The organism is Streptomyces sp. NPDC031426 (genome assembly GCF_055581585.1).
The window spans coordinates 170451-193907 of sequence record NZ_JBVIJE010000007.1 but is presented as its reverse complement, the minus strand read 5'-3'; the positions used below and the strand labels follow the sequence as shown (position 1 = coordinate 193907).

The window sequence follows — 23457 nt, the reverse complement described above, 5'->3', positions numbered from 1 at the left end:
CGGACAGGCCACGGCCCCGTGCTCGGACGGAGAGCCCCTGATGCCGAAGGATCTCGGCCAATTTCCATCGAACACCTCTGCCCGTCCGCTACCGGTCCCCACGAGGGGAGGGACCGGTACCGGACGGGCAGAGGGGTGTGGTCCGGGGGCGGGGGGATGTTTCACGTGAAACACCGCCCATGCCGCCGCTTCAGCCGGTTGTCGTGTTCACCTTGAGCCATCCGGCCGCGCGGGCCATGACCACGGCGTGGCGTTCGGCCTCCTCGGCTGAGGCGTTCAGGGCCGCATCCCGCCCCAGCGCACCGCCACCGGCCGCGAGAGCGGCGGCCTGGGACGCCGCCAGCGCCGCACGCAATGCTGCGGCGGACGCGGTGGCGGACGGCATGACTGAGCTTGTGGCGTCGGCGTCGTCCCGTGTCGCGGCCACCTGGGCGGCCAGCGCTGCGGTGGCGGCGGCGTTGCGGGCACAGCGGGCGTCCGCAGCGGGGTCAGGGGCGGCCGTGGTGAGCGCGGCGAGCGACTCGGCCGACAGCCGCAGCGCGTTGGCGGCCCGGCCGACGGGGCCTGTCGGGACGACCTCGGCCGCGTCCTGGCCGACACCGGCGTACCGGCATGCGGCGACGGCACGGTCGTAGGCGCTCTGCGCGCGTGCCCTGTGGAGCCTGTGCAGCGCCTCGGTCTCCTCCGTGGCCGCTGCGGCCGCCGCTTCTTCCCGTCCGCTCATCCTCGGCCTCCCTCGTCCGGGACGACACCGCACCACACCCCTGGTCCTGGGTGCGGGCAGGGTGCCACGTCGGCCTCCAAGAGGCCAGAAGCACGCGGCCGAGAGTCCGGAGTGCGCTGGATATCTGATTAACCGTCAGATACGGTGTCGGCGGCTGTTCCCGAAGGTGAGCGACCCGTTCCCGAAGGGGTGAGTGTCATGCACAAACGTCCCCCGTGTCCGCGACCGCCCGGTGCTCCGCGCTGGGTCGCGATGTTCCATCAGCCCTCCCGGAACTCCTGGACGGTGGGCGCCGAGTCCCCCGACCGGGCGCCCGTGCTGTACGCCGTCGGAGACATGACCCAGACCGTGCGGGCGCGCGGCGAGGAGGTGACGGTCGCGCTGTGGGGGCCCAAGGACGGCGCCTGGCATCTCTTCGACGCCGCGGCAGGCGAGGCGTCCGCTCCCGCCCGGGCCACCTCGGCCGACCCGGCCGCCGCGCCGGGCGCCGGTGAACCGGCCAAGCTCGCGGAACGCATGACGGACCGCCGGCACCAGGTGCTCATGGCCGGCCTGAGCAGGGCGGGCCTGTACGACCTGAGCGCCGAGGACGGCGAGGCGGTGCGGACGATGGCCGACCTGCTCGACGAAGCCACGGTCCGCCGGGTGGCCCACTGGCTCTCGGTGGCAGGCCGGGAGGGCTAGCGCCGACCGGGCCGAAACGCGATCATCAGCGTCGACAGGGCGGGTTCAGCGGGCGGTTCGCCGGGCAATGACGTCCAGGAAGCCACCGTCCAGGGCTGGAGGATGCATGAAGGTCTCCGTCGACCGCTCCCTGTGCTACGGCTCTGCCGAGTGCGCGCACCGGGCGCCGGCCGTGTTCGCTTTCGAGGACGGCTACGGCGTCGTACGGCCCGGCAGGGCGGAGTCCGGCGACGACCCGCAGGTCCAGGAGGCGGCCGAGAAGTGCCCCTCGCAGGCGATCGCGATCACGGACCAGGGGCCCCGGTGAGCACTCCTGGAGCGGCTCAGGCGGTGGACGACGTGCCGGCCGGCCCGGCCGGGTAGGACCACCCGAGGTCGGCCAGTGCGCGCGCCCGGGCCTCGGCGACCGCCATCCGGGCCGTGCGCTCGACAGGGTCGACGTGGGACACCTGGCCCGTGACCTGGCCCTCCCACTTGCGGTACAGCAGGCCGACCTCCGCCGAGAACCAGCCACGGCTCACCGCGTCCAGCGCCAGCAGCAGGCCCGTGTCCTCGGACGCCGGCAGGGCCATCCAGCCGCCGAGCGCGATGAGCAGCTCACGCCGGACGCACAGGGTGGCCGGATGGACCGGTGCGCGGAAGTCGTGCCGCTTCCAGTGATCGAGCACGGCACCGCGTTCGAGCGGGCCGTCGTCCGGGTTGCCGGGGAAGCCCACCGTCGAGCCGTCCGGCAGCAGGTCCAGAGCCTGGGACGTCGTCCAGCCGACGCTGTGGTGCGCCTCCAACACGGCCACATCGCGGGCCAGCGCGCCGGGCGCCAGCCGGTCGTCGGCGTCCAGCACCTTCACATACGCGCCCCCGGCGCGTGCCAGTGCGATCGTGCGGGCGACTCCGGGCCCGCCCGGCCGGCCCCGGCCGAAGCTCACGCGGGTGTCGTCCGGGACATGGGGGCGGACCTCGTCCGTCGTACCGTCCTGCTGGATCACCCACTCCCACTCCCAGTCACCGGGAAGCCGCTGCTCGCACAGGGACGCGTAGGCGTCCGGCAGGAAGCGCGCGGACGGGCCGTGGACAGCGGTGACAACGGTGACGCGCCGGGTCACGGCAGCACTCACCACCTTTCCGGGGGTGTTGTCGGTCATCCTCCCAGGTCATACACCCCATACAGCTGGCAACAGCGCGAGACCCCCGGCCGAACCCGGCCGGGGGTCTTTCCGTGTCGACTGGTGCGTACGCAAGTCGCCTTGGTGTCGAGACGTTGCGGTACTGCGTGGAGGCTGGAGATCAGCAGTCGAGCGTGGACGCCGAGTGCTCCGCGGGGGTGGTCGTGGTCTCCGCCTCGGTGTCGATGAGGGGACGCTGCCGGCAACGGGGGGACTTTCCGTGGGCCTCGGCCCGGATCCGCTGTTTCATCGTGGGGGGCAGGGCCCTGGTGTGGGACCAGGACCAGTGTCGTGGCGCCGGGATCGTCGGGATGGTCTTGTGCGCGGTGCCGGTGCTCGGGTTCTCGGGCCGGGGTGCGGCCGCCGCGGTCGTGGCGGTCGTGGTGGTGACGAGTCCGAGCGCCGTGCACAGCGCGAGGAATGCGGTGACGATGGCGGTCCACAGCTTCATGACCTTGTTCTGGGTCATGGCCCCTCACTTTCGGGTTGGGCGATTTGCGTACTTTGCTCATGATGTGTATGTGGGCCGCGAAGTGGTGGACCGACGCCCGCTGCGCGGCGATGTTCCGATGAACACCACTCGGATGGCCGTAAGAGGGTCGGAAAACCCCAAAACCTGGTGAGAGGGAGTGAAGGTGGAGCAAAGTAACCGTCCGTGGGAGTGTGATCACCCTGCGATCGGACTGGCGCCGGACCTGGGCTATTGCGCTGCCGGAGGCGGGAGTTGGGGCCCGGCGCAGGTCACCGATCGGTATCGGTCGGTGTGTATAGTCGGGCGCCAGAGGTCCCCTACGTCAAGGAAAGACGAGGTCGCGCGGTGAAGAAGCTGCTCCTGGTCGCACTGGCCGCCATCGGCGGGCTCCTCGTGTACCGCCAGATCCAGGCGGATCGCGCCGAGCAGGATCTGTGGACGGAGGCGACTGACTCCGTGCCCACGGGTTCGTGAGTGCCGATAACAGAATCTGAAACAGGCCCCGACCGCCTTCGCGGTCGGGGCTTTGTGCTGCCCGCCCTCCGCCCGTGCCGGGCGTGCCGGGCGTGGCGGGCGTTTCGGACGGCTGTACGCGTTGTCCGGGTGGCGCAGGGGCTTACGGGGCAGGATGGAGCGCGGTCCGCTACGACTGGGGAGGGCGGCAGGTGCGGAAGCGTACGGCGTGGTGGCGGCGGTACCGCCGGGCGGTCCCTGGTGTCTTGCGGACGGCCCTGCTGCCGCGGCTCCTGCTGCCGGGGCTGTGCGCGCTGCTCGTCCTGCCCTGCGGTACGGCATCCGCGTACGGGAGCGGCACGGCATCCGCCCACGGGAACGCGGCCCGCGCCGAGAACGGGCCGTCGGCGTCGTACGCCTTCGCGCCCGGCGCCCGTACCGTCGCGGGCACGGCGGGCACCGCGGCGGCACCACGGCTGGACCCGGGCCGCACCTACCGCAGCTCCCTCCCGAGAAACGGACGGCTCTATTACCGGCTCGACCTCGGCGCCACCGACACGGCCTACGTCCCCGTCACCGCCGTACCCCCGGCGGACGCCACCGTCTCCGCCACCGACGGCATCAGCGTGTCGGTCCAGGACGCCACCGGCACGCCCTGCTCCTTCGCGGGCGCCCGCTTCGGCGCCGGGCTCAGCCCGCGCCCGGTCACCGCGCTGGGGCAGCGGGAGGCCGGAAGGGCGGTGTGCCAGGGCAGGGGGACGTACTACGTGGTCGTCCGGCGCCTCGACACCCAGGGCTCCGGTACGGCCGCCCCCACGCAGCGCTGGGACCTGGAGATCGCGCCCGTCACGGAACCGCGTACGGCGCGGGCCGGGGCCACCACGCCGCCGCAGGCCTGGGACTCCGCCACGCCCGAGCCGCTCACCGGTGAGCCCCGCGACCGTACCGGCGGCGCCGGTTTCGCCTCCGCGAGCCCACTGGGCCAAGGGGTCTGGCGGACATCCCTCGTGCCCGGCGAGACGCGGTTCTACAGAGTGCCGGTCGACTGGGGCCGACAGCTCCACGCCTCCGCCGAACTGGCCGGCGCCACCGGGCACGGCTATGTCGGCGGCGCCCTGAACCTCTCCCTCTACAACCCCGTCCGCGGCCTGGTCGAGGACACCGCCCTCGGCTACACCGGCACACAGAAGCCCGCCGTACTCGCCCCGCTCCCGCCGGTGGAGTACGCCAACCGCTACGCCGTTCCAGCCGGCGTGACCTCCGTCCGCTTCGCCGGCGACTACTACCTGGTGCTGCATCTCAGCGAGCAGATGACCGGCACCTTCGGGCGGGGGCCCTTCGGGGTGACGCTGCGGGTCCGGCTGGCCGGGCGGGCGCACGCCGGCCCGGAGTACGCCGGGCGGCCCGTGCCGGGGGAGGTGTTCACGGTCACGGAGCGGGACCGGGAGGCGGCGCTCACCGGGAGCACCGGGGGCGGGGACGACCCCGTGATGTGGCTGGTCGCGATCGGCGGGATCGGCCTGGGTACAGCGCTGCTGCTGGTCCTCGCCGGGTGGACGGTGACGGCGCGGCGCGCTCGGCCGAGCCAGTGGGCTCAGCGGGCTCAGACGCGGGTCAACGCCCAGAAGCCCACCGCATAGCAGGCCAGGGCCAGCAACAGGATCGGGATCGCGACCCTGGCCGGCGGCCCGGGCCGCCGCTTCCGCCTGGCCCGGCGCGCCGCACGCCCTCGCACGGCCGCGCCTGAGATCGGCGGAGCCGGAGAGGGAACCTGCGCGGCCGGAGCGGTATACGCGGCGGTGGAGGCATCGACACGATGGCCCGCCATCGCGCCGGGGGTGTGGGGAGCGAGGGGTTGCGGCTGTTCGGCGTACGGGGGGTAGACGTACGAGGGGTATGGGGAGGGACTTACGACCTGCGGCGCCCGCGGCTCGGAGACCGGGGGCCCCTGGGACGGCGCCTGGGGCTCCTGAACGGAGGCCGGAAGCTCCTGGGGCGGCGGCAGACGGAAACTGCCGGTGTCCGAGAGCGAGCCGGTACCGCCACCGCCGCCCCCCGCCAGGCTCGTATCCGTGTCCTTGGTCAGGTCCAGGGCGACTCCGGAGGCCCTCCTGTGCGGGCCGTCGGGGCCGAACCCGGGCGGGAGCGGACCGAGTTGGTCGAAGATCTCGATCAGCTCGTCGTCGGGCTCGGGCTCCGGCAGGAGTTCCGCCGCGGAGGCGAGCGCTTTGCGCGCACCCGTGGCGGTGCGGAAGCGCGCGGCCGGGTCGGGCTGGAGCAAGGTGGCCGCGACCTGCCAGAGCGGTTCCGGGATGCCCTTGGGCGCTCCGGGCGTCCCGTTCTCCGCGAAGTGCTGCACGAGAACCTTGGTGTCAGGCTTGGCGCCTTCCAGCAGATACAGCGCGACCAGGCCCACGGCGAACAGGTCGGCGGGAAAGTCGGGTTCGGCGCCGAGCAGCTGCTCCGGGGCGAGGTAACCGGGCGTGCCGACCACGAGGTTGGTCTCCGTGAGACGGGGCTCGCCGAGCCGCATGGCGATGCCGAAGTCGGACAGCCGCAGCCGCGGCCGCCCGGTCCCGGTCGCCTCCAGGAGGAGGTTGGCGGGCTTGATGTCGCGGTGGACGACGCCCTCGGCGTGCACGGCGGCGAGACCGGACAGGAGCTGGTCGAGCAGGGTGCACACGAACGCCGGCGGCAGGGGTCCGTAGTCACCGACGAGGTGGACCAGGGAGCCGCCGGCGACCAGGTCCATGGTGAAGAGCACCTTGTCGTCGTCGGCGGCCCAGCTGGCCGGGGCGAGGACATGGGGGTGGTCGATCCGCAGGGCCTGCTCCCGGACGAAGCGCAGCAGGGAGTGGGCGTCACGCTGCTGGAGCACCTTGGCGGCCACATAGCGCCTTCGGCGGTGGTCCCAGGCACGCCATACGGCGCCCACGCCCCCGCGTCCGATCGGGTCGGCCAGCTCGTACCGGCCGGCGAACACCTCACCCATGGCAGCCCATCGCTCCTCCCCCGGAACCCGCGCCGGTCACCCTGCCCCTTTGTTTCCCCGCTCCCCCTCGGTTCCCCCTGATCCCCCCGTGATGAGTGATACAGCCCCCGTGATGAGTGATACGACCCCGCTCCGCGTTCGAGAACCGGTCCCCCCATGGACCGCCCCTCGCGCCCGGTCGCCCGGACTGTGCCCCGGCCCGGCCCCCGGACCCCCTCCGTGGACCGGGCCGTGGGGCCTAGTTCTGGTGGGACTGATAGTGCGCGACGGCGTCGGAGGTGCGGCCGGCGCCGTAGACGCGCAGGAACTCCGCCAGCTCGGGATGCGCCGGCGCGAGGCTGTCCGCGGCGTCGATGATGTCGCCCGCGGCGGCCACCGAGCGCAGCAGCGACTGGATCTCGCGGACCACCCGCTTGACCGTCGGTGCCCCGGAACCACTCGTGGTCTGGGTGGTGTTGTTGAGCACGGAGCCCCCCTGCGACTTCTTGATCTCGTCCATGCGCTCGGTCGCCTCGGCGGCGCTCACACTGCCGTCCGCGACCTGCGCCGCCAGCTCCTGCAGCAGCTGCACCCGCTGGACAACGGCAGGATTGCCGATCTTCGCGCGCTGGCCGCTCATCAGCTGCGAGAGCATCGGAGCGGACAGCCCCAGCACCGCGGCGAGACGGGCCTGGTTGAGCCCGAGATCATCGATGAGCTTACGGAAGAGCGCCCCCAACGGCTCCCCGTACCAGTTCCGCTGCAGCTCCCGCGCTCTCGCGGTGGCTTCCTGCTGTGCGGCGTCCATTGCGTCTCCCCATCGCTTCCCCTAAAAGACCGCGCGGTTCGCTGTAGCGAACCACGTCGAGCATCTTACGGAGCGTGGTCATTCGCGGGGACCCCCAATCTTTTTGCGGGATACCGGGGGTGACCCGGTACTCTGGTCTGCGGCGCCCGCCGGAACGCGGTTCCTCCGGCCGGTCGCTGCTTCCCGGGGCCTTAGCTCAGTTGGTAGAGCGCCGTCTTTGCATGGCGGATGTCAGGGGTTCGACTCCCCTAGGCTCCACCCCAAAAAATGCCTCCCGACCTGCGGAAACACAGGTCGGGAGGCATTTTTTCGCCGGCAGGCCGCGCCGCGGGACGGGCCGTGGGCAAGCGAGCGTCAACTCGACTGTCCCACGGCCCGCTTGACGACCGACGTCATGCGATCGTTTCCGGTGCTACTGCTCGTCGTCCTCGTTCGAGGCATCCTCCTCGGCCTGCTTCGCCTGCACCTCGGGGTCCAGGGCCGAGGTACCGCTGCCGTCCACCGAACTGATCCGGCCGCCCGACTCCGGTACCTCCGTCGCGGCCGGCGGTTCGACCAGCCAGTCGGGGTTGGCCTGCTTGTCCCACCACTTCCAGGCGGCGAAGGCACCACCGGCCAGCACGGCCAACAGCGCCAGCGCCTTCACGCTCCGGCCGGCCCTGGACCGGCGCTCGTGCCGACGGACCAGCTTCTGGATCTCCTCCGCCGAGACCTGACCGCGCAGGGCGGCCAGGGCGGCTGCGCCACGCGCGGCGGCCTCCTCACGGACCGGAGCCGTCGCGGCCACGGCCTGCTCGATCCTCGGACGCGAGTACTCGGCGGCCTGCCGGGCGGCCTTGCGGGCGCGGACGGCGGCCTCCTGAGCCGCCAGATCCACCTTCGGCGGCACATGCGCACGAGCCTGCTCCAGACGCGGGGCGAGCCGGGCGTCGTACTGCACGCGGGCCTGTTCGGCTGCCTGGGACACCACGGGCGCCAGCCGTACGCGTGCCTCCTGCGCGTAGAGCGCGGCACGCTCCTTGGCTGTGTCTGCGTAGGGCGCCACCACTTCCGCGGCGTGCAGCACGCTGTCCTTCGCCGAGCCGGTCGCGGCGCGCACGCTGTCGATGCGGGTCACGGGTTCCTCCTCCTCGGTGGCGTACGGTATTTCGACTTTCCACCCTTTTAAGGATCATGCCTGCCGATGGTCCGCGCGGCATGCGAGGGCGGGCATATGGGTGCTGATTGCTCCCTTCGGAGCCATTCCCGGTAATTCCCGGGCAACCCGATCCTGCGGTCGACACTGCCACGAATCGGCGCCGCGCGCTGCCTTCCGGGCGGAACTCGTGGCTGCCGGGCGACGTACGGGCCCGGCCGTGCGAGGATCGGGGAGTCACAGAAAGACAACGGAAGGCAGATCGTGGCTGAGCAGCTTTACGCCACCCTGAAGACCAACCACGGCGACATCGTGGTCCAGCTTTTCCCGAACCACGCGCCGGAAACGGTCAAGAACTTCGTCGAGCTGGCCCAGGGCGAGCGCGAGTGGACCCACCCCGGCACGGGTGAGAAGAGCAGGACGCCGCTCTACAACGGCACGATCTTCCACCGTGTCATCAGCGGCTTCATGATCCAGGGCGGCGACCCGCTGGGCAGCGGCATCGGCGGCCCCGGCTACAAGTTCGGGGACGAGTTCCACCCGGACCTGTCCTTCAACAAGCCGTACCTGCTGGCCATGGCCAATGCCGGCCCGGGCACCAACGGCTCGCAGTTCTTCATCACCGTCGCCCCGACGACGTGGCTGAACCGCAAGCACACCATCTTCGGCGAGGTCACCGACCCGGCCAGCCAGAAGGTCATCGACGCCATCGCCGCCGTCCCCACCGGCCGCAACGACCGCCCGGTCAAGGACGTCGTCATCGAGTCGGTCGTCGTCGAGAAGCGCGAGGGCTGAGCCCACCGCCAGAGGGAACAAAACGCCCCGCTCGTCCGTAACAAGGATGAGCGGGGCGGGGCATTGCCGGGGTGCAGTCCCATGACCGACAAGGGGAACCGATGGACCACGCCGAAGGCAGTACGCAGGACGCCGCCCACCGCGTACCCGTGTGCTACCGGCACCCGGACCGCGAGACCGGTGTGCGCTGCACCCGCTGCGAGCGCCCCATCTGCCCCGAGTGCATGGTCAGCGCCTCGGTAGGGTTCCAGTGCCCCGAGTGCGTGCGCGGCGGAAGCGGCACCGGACACGCGCCGACGGCGTCCCGGCCCCGCACGATCGCCGGCGGCTCGGTCACAGCCGACCCACGGCTGCTCACCAAGGTGCTGATCGGCATCAACCTCGCCGTGTTCCTGGCGCAGATCGCCCTGGGCAACACCCTCACCGACCGGTTCGAGCTGATCGGCCGGGCCCAGTTCTCCCTGTTCGGACCGCTCGAAGGCGTCGCCGAGGGGCAGTACTACCGCCTGCTGACCTCGATGTTCCTGCACGGCGGCTACGCCCACATCCTCTTCAACATGCTCAGCCTCTGGTGGATCGGCGGCCCCCTGGAAGCGGCCCTGGGCCGCGCCCGCTATGCCGCGCTGTACTTCGTCTCGGGCCTGGCGGGCAGCGCGCTCACCTACCTGCTCGCCGACCCCACCCAGCAGTCCCTCGGCGCCTCCGGAGCGATCTTCGGCCTCTTCGGCGCGACCGGCGTGCTGATGCGCCGGCTCAACTACGACCTGCGCCCGCTCGTCGCTCTGCTGGTGATCAACCTGATCATCACCTTCACCCCGGCCATGCACATCGCCTGGGAGGCCCACATCGGCGGTCTCGTCGCCGGTGTCGGCGTCGGCTACGCGATGGTCCACGCGCCGCGCGAGAAGCGGACGCTGGTCCAGTACGGCACCTGTGCGGTCGTACTCGCCGTCGTGGTGGTCCTCACGCTGGTCAGGACCGCTCAGCTCACCTGATACCGAACCGTTGTCCACAGGCTGTGCCGGATCTTGTGCACCGTGTGCGGGCACAGCTGTGCCCCCTGTCGCTCGGATGTGTTTCCGCAGGTCGGGCAGGAAGCCAACAGGTGTATGAGGGGTGGTGCGCCAGTCATACCGGCGTCAACGCCCGATGGGTTATCCACAGATCGTCGTTCTTTTCCCCATGTGGACAACCCTGTGGATAACTCAGTGGACAGCCCTGGGCAGAGCTACTTCCACTGCGTGGAGACACCGAAGCCCGCGGCGATGAAGCCGAAGCCGACCACGATGTTCCAGTTGTCCAGCGCATCGATGGGCAGCGAGCCGTCGGTCACATAGAAGACGACGATCCAGGCCAGGCCGATGATGAACATGGCCAGCATGACAGGCGCGACCCAGCCACGGCTGTTCAGCTTGATCGCCTGGGCCTGCTTCGCCGGCGGCGGCGTGTAGTCGGCCTTCTTGCGGATACGTGACTTCGGCACGAGGGTCTCTCCTGTCGATGCGCTGCGTGGCCGCGCAGGTAACCGGTTCGGGGCTCGGGGCAGCGTACAAGTGGTCGGCATGACGACTGTGTGTGCTCCCCCGGGCGTCCGTTAGCGTAGTGCTTCCGTGGCGCCGAAGGAGATAAGGGTACGTTGAGCAATTCTGCCGACTCCCCCGGGACGCAATCAACGGGCTCCGGCCCTGGCCGCCGCATGCGTGTCCGCCCCGCACGGATGCTCACGGCGGCCGTCTTCGCGCTCGCGGGACTGATCTTCTTCACCAGCTTCGACACGGCCAAGGGCACCGACATCCGCCAGGACGGCTCCCTGCTGAAGCTGTCGGACCTGATCCAGCAGCGCAGCCGCAAGAACAAGGAACTGGACGAGTCCGACGCGGCCCTGCGCGGCAGCGTGGAGTCCCTCGCCGAGAGCGACGACGGCAGCAGCAAGGCGCAGGACCGCAGGCTGAGCGGGCTGGAGAAGAGCGCCGGCACCCAGAAGCTCACCGGTCACGCCATCACCGTCACCCTGAACGACGCCCCGCCCAACGCCACTGCCAAGCTCCCCGGCTATCCCGAGCCGCAGCCCGACTATCTGGTCATCCACCAGCAGGATCTGCAGGCCGTGGTGAACGCGCTGTGGCAGGGCGGCGCCCAGGGCATCAAGGTCATGGACCAGCGGCTGATCTCCACCAGTGCAGTGCGCTGTGTCGGCAACACGCTGATCCTCCAGGGCCGGGTCTACTCACCGCCGTACAAGATCACGGCGGTCGGAGATCCGGACAAGCTGCAGCAGGCCCTCGCGGCGAGCAAGGCGATCCAGACCTACATGGTGTACGTCAATGTCTACGGCCTCGGCTGGAAAGTCACCGACGACGGGACGGTGACTCTTCCCGGCTACTCGGGCACAGTGGATCTGCACTACGCGAAGCCCGTGCAGTAGCCGGCAGCAGCCCTTGGCCGGCCGTCCGCCAGCCGTCCGTCAACGGAGGCGCCGGTGCGCGTGATCGTCCGGACCGTCAGCGAGCTGTGCATCACCGTCGGCAGCCTGATCGTGCTCTTCGTCGCCTATGTGCTGTTCTGGACGGGTGTGCGGGCCGACAGTGCCATGAATGACCAGATCGACCAGCTGCACCGGCAGTGGGCGCAGGGAAGCATGCGGCCGCCGGCCCCGGGCAAGAAGGCGGCCGCCGCGGGCGAGCAGACGGTCGCCGTGACGAAACCGGCGCCGTACCACTACGGCAAGGCCTTCGCGATCATGTACATCCCGCGGCTCGGTTTCACGTGGAACAAGCCGGTCCTGGAGGGCACCGGCCGGGACGTGCTGGCGAAGGGACTTGCCCACTACGCGGGTACCGCCCAGCTCGGCCAGGAGGGGAACTTCGCGGTGGCCGGTCACCGGCGCACGTACGGCGACCCGTTCAAGGACTTCCCCGAGCTGCGGACCGGGGACGCGGTCGTCCTCACGGACGGGACGACCTGGTTCACGTATCGGATCGACAAAGGGCCCTACAAAACCGTGCCGACGGACGTTGAGGTCATCGACCCTGTGCCACGTAAGTCCGGGTATACGCGTCCGGGCAGGTATCTGACGCTGACCACCTGCGATCCGGAATGGGGGCACAGTCACCGGCTGATCGTCTGGGCGCACCTGGACGCCACACAGTCCGTGGAGGCAGGCGAACCGAAGGCTCTGCGCCGTTAGTCTGGTGGCGTACGGCGTGAGTCAGGTGCCGTGGGGATACGGAAGGAACGGCATGTACGGCTGGATCTGGCGGAATCTGCCGGGGAACGCGTGGGTGAAGGCGTTCATCTCACTCCTACTGATCCTGGCCGTGGTCTACATCCTCTTCCAGTACGTCTTTCCGTGGGCCGAACCGCTGATGCCCTTCAACGATGTGACGGTGGACAACCAGTGAGTGCGCGGATTCTCGTCGTCGACAACTACGACAGCTTCGTCTTCAACCTCGTCCAGTACCTGTATCAGCTGGGTGCCGAGTGCGAGGTGCTGCGCAACGACGAGGTGTCGACGGCGCATGCCCAGGACGGCTTCGACGGGGTGCTGCTCTCGCCCGGACCGGGGACGCCCGAGGAGGCCGGGGTGTGCGTGGACATGGTCCGCCACTGTGCGGCCACCGGTGTGCCGGTCTTCGGGGTGTGCCTCGGCATGCAGTCGATGCAGGTGGCGTACGGCGGTGTGGTGGACCGGGCGCCGGAGCTGCTGCACGGCAAGACCTCGCTGGTGGAGCACGAGGGCAAGGGTGTCTTCGCGGGCCTGCCCTCGCCCTTCACGGCGACCCGTTACCACTCCCTGGCCGCCGAGCCGGCGACGGTACCGGCCGAGCTGGAGGTGACCGCCCGCACCCACGACGGCATCATCATGGGCCTGAGGCACCGTGAACTCCCCGTAGAGGGCGTGCAGTTCCACCCCGAGTCGGTGCTGACCGAGCACGGGCACCGGATGCTGGCCAACTGGCTGGTGGAGTGCGGCGACCAGGGCGCCGTGGCGAGGTCGACGGGGCTGGCCCCGGTGGTGGGCAGGGCCACGGCGTGACCGCGTTGCGCCCGGAGCGCGAGACCGATGCCTCGTACGGGGATCAGTCGTACGAGGCTTCCGGTGCGCTTGGGGACTGGGACGCGGCGGGTGCTGCGTACCAGGGGTCCTACGAGGGGTCGTACGACGAGCCGTACCGGCCCGTGCTGGACGACGAGACGATGGCGCTGCGGATCCCCGATGATCTGCCGCCGGGCACGAAGAGGGAGCCCACAGGCGCCTCTGCGGCCTCTTCCGCCTCGTCTGCCACCGGACCCGCGGTCGGTGGTCGTGCGGCCCGCAGAAAGGCCGCCAAACGCCGTGGAGGCCGTGGTGGACGCCATGGCGGCGGGCGGGAAGCGGCACCCGCGGAGCGGGGGGAGCCGGCGGAGCCCGGTCGGCCGTTGTCCCGGATGGAGGCGCGGCGGCAGGCGCGGCTGCGCAAGCCGGGCCCGGGCGTCATCGCGAGCCGGGCGATCGGTGAGGTGTTCATCACCACCGGTGTGCTGATGCTCCTGTTCGTCACCTATCAGCTGTGGTGGACCAATGTCCGCGCCAACGCGCAGGCGGGCAGCGAGACGCACCAGCTCCAGAACGACTGGGCGAGCGGCAAGCGCAACCCGGGGGTCTTCGCGCCGGGGCAGGGTTTCGCCATACTGCACATCCCCAAGCTGGACGTGGTGGCGCCGATCGCGGAGGGCGTCAGCACGGAGAAGGTGCTCAACAAGGGCATGGTCGGGCACTACGGCGAGCCTCCCCTGAAGACGGCGATGCCGGACGCCAAGACCGGCAACTTCGGACTGGCCGCCCACCGCAACACGCACGGCGAGCCGTTCCGGTACATCAACAAGCTCCAGCCCGGTGACGCGGTCGTGGTCGAGACGCAGGACACGTACTTCGTGTACAAGGTGACCTCGACGCTGCCGGTGACCTCGCCGGCCAACACGAGCGTGCTGGATCCCATCCCGAAGGGCTCGGGCTTCACCAAGCCCGGCCGCTACATCACCCTCACCACCTGCACGCCGGAGTTCACCAGCAAGTACCGGCTGATCGTCTGGGGCAAGATGGTCGAGGAACGCCCGCGCAGCAAGGGCAAGCCGGACGCGCTCATCGAGCAGGGCTGACGCGAGTAAGGGCAGAGGCAGAGGAAACTGTGGCAGCGACCGCCGACGACACCGAAGAACACACGGACGCGTTCGATTCGAGTCCCGCCCGGCGGGGCCGGCGTCCGGGCCGTATAGCGACGGCGGTCAGCGTCCTCGGTGAACTCCTCATCACAGCCGGGCTGTTGCTCGCCCTGTTCGTCGTCTACTCCCTGTGGTGGACGAACGTGATAGCGGACCGCAAGGCGGACAAGCAGGCCGAGAAGGTCCGCCAGCACTGGGCGCACGCCACGGACTCCGGTCCGGGTGCGCTGGACACCAAGGACGGCATCGGTTTCCTGCACGTTCCGGCCATGAAGAACGGCGTGGTGCTGGTCGAGAAGGGCACGGGCACGGACGTCCTCAACGACGGCGTGGCCGGCTACTACACGGACCCGGTCAAGGCCGCGCTCCCCATGACCGGCAAGGACGGCAACTTCACCCTCGCCGCCCACCGGGACGGGCACGGCGCCAAGTTCCACAACATCGACAAGCTGAAGAAGGGCGACCCGATCGTCTTCGAGACGCGGGACGACTGGTACGTCTACAAGGTGTACTCGGTCCTGCCGGAGACCTCGAAGTACAACGTCAAGGTCATCGACCAGGTCCCGAAGGAGTCCGGCAAGAAGAAGCCGGGCCACTACATCACGCTGACGACATGCACGCCGGTGTACACCTCGGAGTACCGGTACGTGGTGTGGGGCGAGCTGGTCCGGGTGGAGAGGGTGAACAGCGAGCGGACGCCGCCGGCGGAGTTGCGGGGCTGACAGAGGTTCTTCGAGTACCGCTGTCCTCTAGCATGTCGAAGGTCCGAAGCCGCAACCACCTTTTGCGGCTTCGGACCCATGTGTGTCAGGCCGTGCCTACTCCAGCACCTTCAACGGCTCCCCGGCGCTCCATTCCTCAAGCAGCCCTCGGTGTACGGCCGTGATCCCCGTGTCGGCGGCGATGCGCACAGCGTCGGGGGTGAAGGGGCAGGTCGCCACGAAGAGTGCCACTTCCGCGCTGTACAGAACCTTGGCAGCGCCCACGAATTTCTGCACGTCGGGGCTGGTGATGTTGAGGTAGGGCGCGAACCGTTTGCACTGGACGACAAGGCTTCGCCCGTCGGCCGTGCGCCCGGTGATGTCGACACCCCGGTCTCCGTGCCCGCCCTGCACGACGACGTTGGTGCATCCATCACGGCGCAGCAGTGTGGCGATGTGTTGCTCGAACGCGCGGCCGTTCATGGCGTCCATGACGGCCATGACTCCGACGGCGGGTCGGTCGTCTTGCGTCCCTTCGAGCCGCTGCAGCCGGGCATGGTGTTGATGGAGCCGTCGTTCGATGCGCTGAACTCCCGCCCGTAGAGCGATCAGCTCCTTGCGGTGTCCGCTCGACGTTTCGATCAGGACGTTGAACATCGGCACGACCGTCTTGCCGAGGATGTGGGTGATGCGTTGGTCGATGCGGTCGTCGAGGGAGGCGATATCGCTGTAAAGGGAGTTTTCCACAGGCTGCGTGCGCGCCAGGCTCTCCGTGTCCAGAAGGTACACACGCACCTGACGTGCGACTTCGCTGTCCCGGAGCAGCATGGCGACGTTGAGGACTGCGCGGCGGGAGAACAGCGCCAGGGACCGAGTGCGTGACTGGATGCCACTGAGCTCCTTGAAGGAGCTCAGTTCTGAACCGGTCAGGACTCGGTACCCGCTTGCTTCCAGCTCCGCACGATGGTCGACGACGAGAGAACGGATGGTCTTGATACCCACCTGGAAGTAGGTGGCCACCATCGCCGTCGTGACATGCATCCCGTCCGGGAGCAGCGACAGTGCCTTGACTTTGTCGAGCACGTCCGTGCGGTCCAGCACGCTGCTGCGCAGTGTCTTCGATTCCAGCAGCGCCGATTCGTTGATCACGTTCTGCCCTTCGGTTCGCCGTAGCCATTTGGCAGGGGCAGAGACTCGATTCCCCACCCCACCCGATCAACGAGCCCTGTCATATGACGACACGATCGGTAGGAGCACTGCTGTGCGATCACGGTGGATGTGAGTGAAGAAGGGCGACCCGGTCGTCTTCGAGACGCGGGACGACTGGTACGTCTACAAGGTGTACTCGGTCCTGCCGGAGACCTCGAAGTACAACGTCAAGGTCATCGACCAGGTCCCGAAGGAGTCCGGCAAGAAGAAGCCGGGCCACTACATCACGCTGACGACATGCACGCCGGTGTACACCTCGGAGTACCGGTACGTGGTGTGGGGCGAGCTGGTCCGGGTGGAGAAGGTGGACAGCGAGCGGACGCCGCCGAAGGAACTGCAGGGCTGACAGAGCATATGAGTGGGCCCCTGCCGGAAAGTACCGGCAGGGGCCCACTCGGGTGTGCGGGGTGTCAGCCGTTGAAGCCACCGAGGAGGCCGCCGTTGCCGCCGCCGACGTCGACGGTGGTCAGGACGATCTGGGTGTTGCTCGGGTCGGCCGGGGTGCCCGGGGGCGGGGTCTGGCTGGTGACCCGTGCCTTGTCGTCCTGGGGTCCGTTGACCTGGATCTGGTTGAAGCCCTGCTGCTGCAGGGTCTGCACGGCCTGCTTCAGGGTCTGGGTCGTGACGTTCGGCACCGGGGTCTGCTGGCTCTGCTGGAACACGCTGACGGTGAGGGCGATGGGCGTGTTCTTGTCGACCTGCTGGCCCGGCTGCGGGTTGGACGCGGTGACCTTGCCGTTGTCGTCCTGGTTGGTGGTGGGGGTGTTGTTGCAGGTCGGCACCAGGCCCAGCTGCGTCAGCTCGGCCTTGGCCTGGTCGCAGGACTCACCGATGATGGTGTTGGGGACGGTGACCTTGTCCTCGGGCTTGGCGACCGTCAGGGTGATCTTGGAACCCTTCTGGACCTCCGCGCCGAGATCGGGGTTCTGCTTGATGACCGTGCCGGCCGGCTGCGTCGAGACCTCGTCCTTGCGGACGACGTCGAACTTGTACTTGTCGCCTTCGAGCGTCGCCTTGGCGTCGTCGAAGGTCTGTCCGAGAACGTTCGGCACGGCGACCTTCGGCGCGCCCGTCGACACCGTCAGGTCGACCGTGCTGCCCTTGTCCACATTCGTCTTGGGCTGCGGGTCCTGGTCGCAGACATTGCCCTTGGCTTGGGCGTCGCAGGGCTTCCTCGTGATCGACAGCTTCAAATCGACGTTGTCGGCCATCTTCTTGGCCGAGTCCTCGGTCTGGCCGACGAACGTCGGCACCGCCACCTTGCCGTTGCCCGTGTTGCCGCCGCTGGCGACCCACTTGCCGATCAGGATCGCGCCGATCAGGACGAGGATGCCCGCGACCACCAGGAGGATCGTGGAGGTGTTGGACTTCTTCTGCTGCTGGCGACGGCGGCCGGACGGCTCGTCGTAGCCGTAGCCGCCGTCCGGGTTCATCGGCGGGAGCATGCTGGTCGCTCCGGCGCCGGAGTCCGGGCGCAGGGCCGTCGTCGGCTGGTCGTCCGGGTAGCCGCCGTAACCCACCGCGCCCATCGCGGCCGTCGCCGCGACCGGCTGGCCGTCCAGGCAGGCCTCGATGTCGGCGCGCATCTCGTCGGCCGACTGGTAGCGGTAGTCCGGGTCCTTGACCAGCGCCTTCAGGACGATCGCGTCCATCTCGGGCGTGATCTCGGGGTCGAAGACCGACGGGGGCTGCGGCTCCTCACGGACGTGCTGGTAGGCCACCGCGACGGGGGAGTCGCCCACGAAGGGGGGCCGTACCGTCAGCAGCTCGTACAGCAGGCAACCCGTCGAGTACAGGTCCGACCGGGCGTCGACCTGCTCGCCCTTCGCCTGTTCCGGCGACAGGTACTGGGCCGTGCCGATGACCGCGGCCGTCTGGGTCATGGTCATGCCGGCGTCGCCCATGGCGCGGGCGATGCCGAAGTCCATGACCTTGACCTGGCCGTTGCGGGTCAGCATGACGTTGGCCGGCTTGATGTCGCGGTGGACGATGCCGTTGCGGTGGGCGTACTCCAGGCCCTGGAGGATGCCGATGGTCATCTCCATCGCGCGCTCCGGCAGCAGCTTGCGGCCGCTGTGAAGAAGCTCACGCAGGGTGGAGCCGTCGACGTACTCCATCACGATGTACGGGATGGAGACCCCGTCGATGTAGTCCTCACCCGTGTCGTAGACCGCGACGATCGCGGGGTGGTTGAGCGAGGCGGCCGACTGGGCCTCCCGGCGGAACCGGGCCTGGAAGGAAGGGTCGCGTGCCAGGTCGGCGCGCAGGGTCTTCACTGCCACGGTGCGGCCCAGGCGGGTGTCATGCGCGAGGTAGACCTCCGCCATGCCACCACGGCCGAGCACCTGGCCCAGCTCGTACCGGCCGCCGAGGCGACGCGGCTCTTCCATAGCTACCTACCAGCCCTCTCCGTCGGTCTCGGCCGCACAGTGGTGTGCGGCCGGAGGCTGCCGTCCGGGCCTACCGTACCCGGCTCGCTTTGTGTGACCTGGCCAAGCCAGTAACCCGATACAGGACCGGTATCGCAACGTGCGCCGATGTGAAGGAGACGTGAGCGGTGTCACTTCCTGGTGGCGAGGTCACTTCTTGGACTTGATGACTGCCTCCATGACGTTCTTCGCGATCGGCGCGGCCAAGCCGCCACCGGAGATGTCGTCGCGGTTGGCGCTCTCGTCCTCGATGACCACGGCGACCGCGACCGGCGAGCTGCCGTCGGGCAGCTTGGCGTAGGAGACGAACCATGCGTACGGGTTGGCGCTGTTGGCCACACCGTGCTGCGCGGTGCCGGTCTTGCCGCCCACGGTGACGCCGGGGATCTGCGCCTTCGTACCGGTGCCCTGCTTGACGACCGTCTCCATCATGGACTGCAGGATCTGCGCGTTGGCCGGCGACAGCGGCCGGCTCATCTCCTCCGGCTGGGTCTTCGCGACCGGGTCGAGGTTGGAGGACTGCAGTTCGTCGACCATGTACGGCTTCATCAGCTTGCCGTCATCGGCGACCGCCGAGGCGACCATGGCCATCTGCAGCGGGGTGGCGGCGGTGTCGAACTGGCCGATCGAGCTGAGCGCCGTCTGCGGGCGGTCCATCTCCTTGGGGAAGACGGACGCGTTCGACCGCACCGGGACGAACTGCTCGGAGTTGAAGCCGAACTTCTCGGCCTCCTTCAGCATCTTGTCCTTGCCGAGCTGGGCACCGATGTGACCGAAGACCGTGTTGCAGGAGATGCGCAGCGCCTCCCGGAGGGACACGTTCTTGCACTGGATGCTGCCCTCGTTCTTCAGCTCGCGCGTGGTGTCCGGCAGCGTGTAGGGCTGGGGGGAGTCGGTGGCCTGGTCCGCCGAGTTGTACAGCCCGTTCTCCAGCGCGGCCGCCGCGGTGACCAGCTTGAACGTGGAGCCCGGCGGATAGGTCTCGCGCAGCGCGCGGTTGAGCATCGGGTCGGCCGGGTTGTTCGCCTTCTGGAGGCTGTTCCAGGCCTTGGCGTCGCTGTCGGAGTAGCCCGAGAAGGACGAGGGGTCGTACGACGGGTAGGAGGCCAGCGCCAGGATCTTGCCCGTGGACGGCTCCAGCGCGACCACCGCGCCCTTGCCGCCCTGTGCCTTCAGCCCGTCGAACGCGGCCTTCTGCGCGGCCGCGTTCAGCGTGGTGACGACGTTGCCGCCCTGCTTCGGCTTGCCCGTGACCATGTCGAGGGTGTTGCGGAAGAAGAGCCGGTCGTCGTTGCCGGTCAGGATGCCGTCGTCGAGCTTCTCCAGCTGGCTGCCGTCGAAGGCCTGCGAGGAGTAGCCGGTGACCGGGGCCCACATGGGCCCGTCCTTGTACGTCCGCTTGTACTTGAAGTCGCCGCTCTTGGACTCCACGGAGCCGGTTATCGGGTTGCCGTCGACGATGATGTCGCCGCGCGGGTGGGCGTAGCGCTCGATGGCGACCCGGCGGTTGTCCTTCTCGGTGGCGAGCTGGTCGGCCTTGACGTACTGGAGGTAGTTGTCCCGGATCAGCAGGGCCAGCACGAGCAGGCCGCAGAAGATCGCGATCCGGCGCAGGGGCTTGTTCATGACGGGCGGACCACCTGGGTCATCTCGGCGTCGGGGTTCGTGGCGGGGCTGGGCGCCGGGCGGCGGGCGGTGTCGCTGATGCGGATGAGGATGCCGATCAGCGCCCAGTTGGCCAGCACGGAGGAACCGCCGTACGCGACGAACGGCATCGTCATACCGGTCAGTGGGATGAGGCCCATCACACCGCCGGCCACGACGAACACCTGCAGCGCGAAGGCGCCGGACAGGCCGACGGCGAGCAGCTTGCCGAACGGGTCGCGGGCGGCGAGGGCGGTGCGCAGGCCGCGTTCCACGATCAGGCCGTAGATCAGCAGCATCGCCATGATGCCCGCGAGGCCCAGCTCCTCGCCGAAGGTGGCGAAGACGAAGTCGGAGTTGGCGGCGAACTTGATCAGGTCCGAGTGACCCTGGCCCCAGCCGGTGCCGAGGGTGCCGCCGGAGCCGAACGCCCACAGAGACTGCTGCAGCTGGTCGGAGTGGAGGATGCCGTCGTGGGTGACCTGGCGGCTGAGCTGGTACTCGCGCATCGGGTTGAGCCAGGCGTGCACACGCGTCTGGATGTGCGACTCGAAGCTCGCCACGCCGACGGCGCCGACCGCGGACATCAGCAGACCGAAGACGATCCAGCTGGTCCGCTCGGTGGCGACGTACAGCATGATGACGAACATTCCGAAGAACAGCAGCGAGGTGCCGAGGTCGGTCTCGAAGACGAGGATGAGGATCGACATCGCCCAGACGACCAGGATGGGGCCGAGGTCGCGGCCGCGCGGCAGGTACAGGCCCATGAAGCGGCGGCTGGCGAGGGCCAGGGCGTCGCGCTTCACCATCAGATAGCCGGCGAAGAAGACGGCGAGGACGATCTTCGCGAACTCACCGGGCTGGAGGGAGCCCAGGCCGGGGACGCGGATCCAGATCTTGGCGCCGTAGATGTCGGCCCCGAGGCCCGGCACCAGCGGCAGGAGCAGCAGGACCAGGGCGCAGACCATGGAGATGTACGTGTAGCGCTGCAGGACGCGGTGGTCCTTCAGGAAGATCAGCACCGCGGCGAACATGGCGATGCCCAGCGCGCTGTACAGCAGCTGGCGGGGCGCGGCCGCGGCGAAGTGGGGCAGCGACTGCAGCAGCTTCGACTGGTCCAGCCGCCAGATCACTACGAGTCCGAGCCCGTTGAGCAGCGTGGCCAGCGGCAGCAGCAGCGGGTCGGCGTACGGGGCGAACTTCCGTACGGCGAGATGGGCGACGCCGGCCAGCAGACCGAGACCGAGGCCGTAGGACAGCAGCCCGGCGGGCACCGAGTTGTTGATGGCCAGGCCCACGTTGGCGTAGGCGAACACCGGGATGGCCACGGCGAAGACCAGCAGGGCCAGCTCGGTGTTGCGGCGGCTCGGCGCGCCGATCGCGCCGATCGTGGACGTGTGGTGCGTCGGCGAGTTAGTCGTACTGCTCATCGTGTGACAGGGCCTCTCGCGGCTCGGCTACTGCTTGCCGCACTGATCGACGACCTTCTTCTCATCCTCGGAGAGGCTCGGGCCGGGGTTGGGGGTGGTGGACGCGGACGGCGGCTTCGAAGGGTTCTTCGTAGCGGGCGCCGAACCGGATGGGTGCGGTGTCGGTGTGGCCTTGGACGTGAAAGCGGTACGGGTGGTTCCCGTGGTGCCCCCGGCCTCGCCCTGGCCCGTCTTCGCGTTCTGCCGCGATGCGACGGCCGTGCGCTCCGCCTGCTTCTTGCACGCGGAGGCCTGCACCGACAGCGCCTGGATCTTCGCCTGCGCCTGCTGCAGACCGCCCGCCGCGATCGTGTTCTTGACCTGCTTCTGCTGGTAGGGCGGCAGGTACTTGAGTTCGATCTCGGGGTGGTCCTTCTCCACCTTCGACAGCGACACCCAGGCCAGGTCCTGGCTGATGCCGCGGTACAGCGCCACGTGCTCGTCCTTGGCGCCGACGTAGTACTGCGACTGGGTCCAGCGGTAGCCGCCGTAGAGGCCGCCGCCGATCACGGCGAGGGCGAGCACGCTGTAGAAGGATCTCTTCAGCCACTTGCGCCCACCGCGCGGCTTGGTGAAGTCGCCGTCGGCGTAGTCGTCGAAACTGCCCGCCGGGATGTACCCGGTGGTGTCGCCGGAGCCGGGCGGGCCGAACTCGCCGCCGCCGTGCCCGGCTGCCCGGCGGCCCAGGTGCGAGGCGCGGCCGGCCGGGGTCTGCATGATGCCGTTGTCGTGCAGATGGTGCTGGTTCTCGGCGACCGCGCCGACCACGACCGGCTGGTCGGACAGCTGCCCGGCGAGGGTGTCACCGGTGTCCAGGTCGAGGACGTCGGCGACGATGACGGTGATGTTGTCGGGGCCGCCGCCGCGCAGCGCGAGCTGGATCAGCTCCTGCACGGTCTCCTGCGGGCCCTGGTAGCTGGCGAGGGTCTCCTCGATCGTCTGGTGGGAGACGACGCCGGACAGACCGTCGGAACAGATCAGATAGCGGTCGCCGGCCCGGACCTCGCGGATGGACAGGTCGGGCTCGACGTGGTCGCCGCTGCCGAGGGCGCGCATCAGCAGGGAGCGCTGGGGGTGGGAGGTGGCCTCTTCCTCGGTGATCCGGCCCTCGTCGACGAGCCGCTGCACCCAGGTGTGGTCCTGCGTGATCTGCGTGAGCACCCCGTCACGCAGCAGATAGGCGCGGGAGTCGCCGACGTGGACGAGCCCGAGCCGCTGCCCGGTCCACAGCAGTGCGGTCAGCGTGGTCCCCATGCCCTCCAGCTGGGGGTCCTCCTCGACCATGGCGCGCAGCTGGTCGTTGGCGCGCTGCACGGCGACGCCGAGGGAGGTGAGGATGTCGGAGCCGGGCACGTCGTCGTCGAGGGTGACCAGGGTGGAGATCACCTCGGAGGAGGCGACCTCGCCGGCCGCCTGGCCGCCCATGCCGTCGGCGATCGCGAGCAGCCGCGGACCGGCGTAGCCCGAGTCCTCGTTGCCCTCCCGGATCATGCCTTTGTGCGATCCGGCGGCAAAGCGCAGTGACAGACTCATGCGCACCTCGCCCGTCGGCTCCGAATGCAGCCGGTCGTGTCGAGCCACACTGCCCACCCTCCGGT

Annotated in this window: 24 protein-coding genes, 1 tRNA gene and 1 pseudogene; 14 read left to right on the top strand and 12 right to left on the bottom strand. The window is 69.3% G+C overall.

Annotated elements, in window-relative coordinates; all coding sequences use genetic code 11:
- Window positions 1-190: 190 nt before the first annotated feature.
- A complete protein-coding gene (locus ACZ5NH_RS16400; RefSeq protein WP_468775797.1) occupies window positions 191-724 on the bottom strand; it encodes a hypothetical protein in 534 nt (177 codons plus the stop codon).
- A 252-nt stretch (window positions 725-976) separates the two neighbouring features.
- Here ACZ5NH_RS16400 and ACZ5NH_RS16395 point away from each other — a divergent pair, with 252 nt between their 5' ends.
- Window positions 977-1408 carry a hypothetical protein gene (locus ACZ5NH_RS16395; protein WP_468775795.1) on the top strand — a complete coding sequence of 144 codons (432 nt, stop codon included), beginning with the start codon at window positions 977-979 and terminating at the stop codon, window positions 1406-1408.
- 106 nt (window positions 1409-1514) lie between these two features.
- Window positions 1515-1715 (top strand): ferredoxin, encoded by a 201-nt coding sequence (locus ACZ5NH_RS16390; protein ID WP_468775756.1) that lies wholly within the window; start codon window positions 1515-1517, stop codon window positions 1713-1715.
- Between the two features lie 16 nt (window positions 1716-1731).
- Here the strand turns inward: ACZ5NH_RS16390 and ACZ5NH_RS16385 are convergent, their stop codons facing one another.
- Together ACZ5NH_RS16385 and ACZ5NH_RS16380 are read right to left on the bottom strand one after the other, a co-directional pair.
- Window positions 1732-2550: a glycosyltransferase family 2 protein gene (locus ACZ5NH_RS16385; RefSeq protein ID WP_468775754.1), complete on the bottom strand. Its 819-nt coding sequence runs from the start codon at window positions 2548-2550 to the stop codon at window positions 1732-1734.
- A 142-nt stretch (window positions 2551-2692) separates the two neighbouring features.
- A complete protein-coding gene (locus tag ACZ5NH_RS16380) occupies window positions 2693-3040 on the bottom strand; it encodes a DUF6344 domain-containing protein (protein WP_468775752.1) in 348 nt (115 codons plus the stop codon).
- Between the two features lie 348 nt (window positions 3041-3388).
- On the opposite strand from ACZ5NH_RS16380, the gene ACZ5NH_RS16375 reads away from it, so the two are divergent.
- Together ACZ5NH_RS16375 and ACZ5NH_RS16370 are read left to right on the top strand one after the other, a co-directional pair.
- Window positions 3389-3517 (top strand): DLW-39 family protein, encoded by a 129-nt coding sequence (locus ACZ5NH_RS16375; RefSeq protein WP_003999697.1) that lies wholly within the window; start codon window positions 3389-3391, stop codon window positions 3515-3517.
- 191 nt (window positions 3518-3708) lie between these two features.
- Window positions 3709-5136 carry a hypothetical protein gene (locus tag ACZ5NH_RS16370; protein ID WP_468775750.1) on the top strand — a complete coding sequence of 476 codons (1428 nt, stop codon included), beginning with the start codon at window positions 3709-3711 and terminating at the stop codon, window positions 5134-5136.
- Here ACZ5NH_RS16370 and ACZ5NH_RS16365 read toward each other — a convergent pair.
- Together ACZ5NH_RS16365 and ACZ5NH_RS16360 are read right to left on the bottom strand one after the other, a co-directional pair.
- Window positions 5100-6488 carry a serine/threonine-protein kinase gene (locus ACZ5NH_RS16365; protein WP_468775748.1) on the bottom strand — a complete coding sequence of 463 codons (1389 nt, stop codon included), beginning with the start codon at window positions 6486-6488 and terminating at the stop codon, window positions 5100-5102. The genes ACZ5NH_RS16370 and ACZ5NH_RS16365 overlap by 37 nt on opposite strands.
- A gap of 238 nt (window positions 6489-6726) precedes the next feature.
- The gene (locus ACZ5NH_RS16360) at window positions 6727-7275 is read right to left on the bottom strand and encodes a helix-turn-helix domain-containing protein (protein ID WP_388622841.1); all 549 of its coding nucleotides are present in this window, start codon (window positions 7273-7275) and stop codon (window positions 6727-6729) included.
- A 185-nt stretch (window positions 7276-7460) separates the two neighbouring features.
- Between ACZ5NH_RS16360 and ACZ5NH_RS16355 the strand changes: the two genes are divergently transcribed.
- Window positions 7461-7533: transfer RNA gene (locus ACZ5NH_RS16355), tRNA-Ala, on the top strand.
- A gap of 154 nt (window positions 7534-7687) precedes the next feature.
- On the opposite strand, the gene ACZ5NH_RS16350 is transcribed toward ACZ5NH_RS16355, so the two are convergent.
- On the bottom strand, window positions 7688-8392 hold the full coding sequence (locus ACZ5NH_RS16350; RefSeq protein ID WP_468775745.1) for a DUF5324 family protein: 705 nt from the start codon (window positions 8390-8392) through the stop codon (window positions 7688-7690).
- A 282-nt stretch (window positions 8393-8674) separates the two neighbouring features.
- Between ACZ5NH_RS16350 and ACZ5NH_RS16345 the strand changes: the two genes are divergently transcribed.
- Complete coding sequence (locus ACZ5NH_RS16345) at window positions 8675-9205, top strand: peptidylprolyl isomerase (RefSeq protein ID WP_388622845.1); 531 nt, start codon at window positions 8675-8677, stop codon at window positions 9203-9205.
- Window positions 9206-9306: 101 nt separating this feature from the next.
- Entirely contained in the window at window positions 9307-10200 is an 894-nt protein-coding gene (locus ACZ5NH_RS16340) for a rhomboid family intramembrane serine protease (protein WP_468775743.1), read from the top strand.
- A 233-nt stretch (window positions 10201-10433) separates the two neighbouring features.
- Here ACZ5NH_RS16340 and crgA read toward each other — a convergent pair whose 3' ends face one another.
- Window positions 10434-10688, bottom strand: coding sequence for a cell division protein CrgA (crgA, locus tag ACZ5NH_RS16335; protein ID WP_365720215.1), 255 nt, complete (start codon window positions 10686-10688; stop codon window positions 10434-10436).
- Window positions 10689-10841: 153 nt separating this feature from the next.
- Here crgA and ACZ5NH_RS16330 point away from each other — a divergent pair, with 153 nt between their 5' ends.
- From ACZ5NH_RS16330 to ACZ5NH_RS16305, 6 genes are read left to right on the top strand one after another with little or no spacing between them, the layout of a single operon-like run.
- Window positions 10842-11630 (top strand): DUF881 domain-containing protein, encoded by a 789-nt coding sequence (locus ACZ5NH_RS16330; protein ID WP_388622851.1) that lies wholly within the window; start codon window positions 10842-10844, stop codon window positions 11628-11630.
- A 54-nt stretch (window positions 11631-11684) separates the two neighbouring features.
- Window positions 11685-12392 (top strand): class E sortase, encoded by a 708-nt coding sequence (locus ACZ5NH_RS16325; RefSeq protein WP_468775741.1) that lies wholly within the window; start codon window positions 11685-11687, stop codon window positions 12390-12392.
- 52 nt (window positions 12393-12444) lie between these two features.
- Window positions 12445-12606: a hypothetical protein gene (locus tag ACZ5NH_RS16320; protein WP_451004930.1), complete on the top strand. Its 162-nt coding sequence runs from the start codon at window positions 12445-12447 to the stop codon at window positions 12604-12606.
- Window positions 12603-13241, top strand: coding sequence for an aminodeoxychorismate/anthranilate synthase component II (locus ACZ5NH_RS16315; RefSeq protein WP_351601151.1), 639 nt, complete (start codon window positions 12603-12605; stop codon window positions 13239-13241). The genes ACZ5NH_RS16320 and ACZ5NH_RS16315 overlap by 4 nt, the downstream gene beginning before the upstream one ends.
- Window positions 13238-14344, top strand: a complete 1107-nt coding sequence (locus ACZ5NH_RS16310) for a class E sortase (protein ID WP_468775738.1) — start codon at window positions 13238-13240, stop codon at window positions 14342-14344. The genes ACZ5NH_RS16315 and ACZ5NH_RS16310 overlap by 4 nt, the downstream gene beginning before the upstream one ends.
- Before the next feature lie 29 nt (window positions 14345-14373).
- Window positions 14374-15129 carry a class E sortase gene (locus ACZ5NH_RS16305; RefSeq protein ID WP_468775736.1) on the top strand — a complete coding sequence of 252 codons (756 nt, stop codon included), beginning with the start codon at window positions 14374-14376 and terminating at the stop codon, window positions 15127-15129.
- Between the two features lie 96 nt (window positions 15130-15225).
- On the opposite strand, the gene ACZ5NH_RS16300 is transcribed toward ACZ5NH_RS16305, so the two are convergent.
- Window positions 15226-16257, bottom strand: coding sequence for a restriction endonuclease (locus tag ACZ5NH_RS16300; protein WP_468775734.1), 1032 nt, complete (start codon window positions 16255-16257; stop codon window positions 15226-15228).
- Between the two features lie 133 nt (window positions 16258-16390).
- Between ACZ5NH_RS16300 and ACZ5NH_RS16295 the strand changes: the two are divergent.
- Window positions 16391-16663 (top strand): annotated as a pseudogene (locus ACZ5NH_RS16295) (sortase domain-containing protein); the annotation flags it as partial.
- Window positions 16664-16727: 64 nt separating this feature from the next.
- On the opposite strand, the gene pknB reads toward ACZ5NH_RS16295, so the two are convergent.
- From pknB to ACZ5NH_RS16275, 4 genes are all read right to left on the bottom strand, one after another.
- Window positions 16728-18707, bottom strand: coding sequence for a Stk1 family PASTA domain-containing Ser/Thr kinase (gene pknB / locus ACZ5NH_RS16290; protein ID WP_468775732.1), 1980 nt, complete (start codon window positions 18705-18707; stop codon window positions 16728-16730).
- A 189-nt stretch (window positions 18708-18896) separates the two neighbouring features.
- Window positions 18897-20372, bottom strand: a complete 1476-nt coding sequence (locus ACZ5NH_RS16285) for a peptidoglycan D,D-transpeptidase FtsI family protein (protein WP_388622870.1) — start codon at window positions 20370-20372, stop codon at window positions 18897-18899.
- Window positions 20369-21820, bottom strand: a complete 1452-nt coding sequence (locus ACZ5NH_RS16280; RefSeq protein WP_388622872.1) for an FtsW/RodA/SpoVE family cell cycle protein — start codon at window positions 21818-21820, stop codon at window positions 20369-20371. Before ACZ5NH_RS16280 ends, ACZ5NH_RS16285 begins: the two co-directional genes overlap by 4 nt.
- A gap of 27 nt (window positions 21821-21847) precedes the next feature.
- Entirely contained in the window at window positions 21848-23392 is a 1545-nt protein-coding gene (locus tag ACZ5NH_RS16275) for a Stp1/IreP family PP2C-type Ser/Thr phosphatase (protein WP_468775729.1), read from the bottom strand.
- Window positions 23393-23457: the final 65 nt, after the last annotated feature.

Coding starts and splice junctions, on each gene's coding strand:
- ACZ5NH_RS16400 (WP_468775797.1), bottom strand. CDS start 724: ATGAGCGGACGGGAAGAAGCGGCGGCCGCAGCGGCCACGGAGGAGACC.
- ACZ5NH_RS16395 (WP_468775795.1), top strand. CDS start 977: ATGTTCCATCAGCCCTCCCGGAACTCCTGGACGGTGGGCGCCGAGTCC.
- ACZ5NH_RS16390 (WP_468775756.1), top strand. CDS start 1,515: ATGAAGGTCTCCGTCGACCGCTCCCTGTGCTACGGCTCTGCCGAGTGC.
- ACZ5NH_RS16385 (WP_468775754.1), bottom strand. CDS start 2,550: ATGACCGACAACACCCCCGGAAAGGTGGTGAGTGCTGCCGTGACCCGG.
- ACZ5NH_RS16380 (WP_468775752.1), bottom strand. CDS start 3,040: ATGACCCAGAACAAGGTCATGAAGCTGTGGACCGCCATCGTCACCGCA.
- ACZ5NH_RS16365 (WP_468775748.1), bottom strand. CDS start 6,488: ATGGGTGAGGTGTTCGCCGGCCGGTACGAGCTGGCCGACCCGATCGGA.
- ACZ5NH_RS16360 (WP_388622841.1), bottom strand. CDS start 7,275: ATGGACGCCGCACAGCAGGAAGCCACCGCGAGAGCGCGGGAGCTGCAG.
- ACZ5NH_RS16340 (WP_468775743.1), top strand. CDS start 9,307: ATGGACCACGCCGAAGGCAGTACGCAGGACGCCGCCCACCGCGTACCC.
- ACZ5NH_RS16320 (WP_451004930.1), top strand. CDS start 12,445: ATGTACGGCTGGATCTGGCGGAATCTGCCGGGGAACGCGTGGGTGAAG.
- pknB (WP_468775732.1), bottom strand. CDS start 18,707: ATGGAAGAGCCGCGTCGCCTCGGCGGCCGGTACGAGCTGGGCCAGGTG.
- ACZ5NH_RS16285 (WP_388622870.1), bottom strand. CDS start 20,372: ATGAACAAGCCCCTGCGCCGGATCGCGATCTTCTGCGGCCTGCTCGTG.
- ACZ5NH_RS16280 (WP_388622872.1), bottom strand. CDS start 21,820: ATGAGCAGTACGACTAACTCGCCGACGCACCACACGTCCACGATCGGC.
- ACZ5NH_RS16275 (WP_468775729.1), bottom strand. CDS start 23,392: ATGAGTCTGTCACTGCGCTTTGCCGCCGGATCGCACAAAGGCATGATC.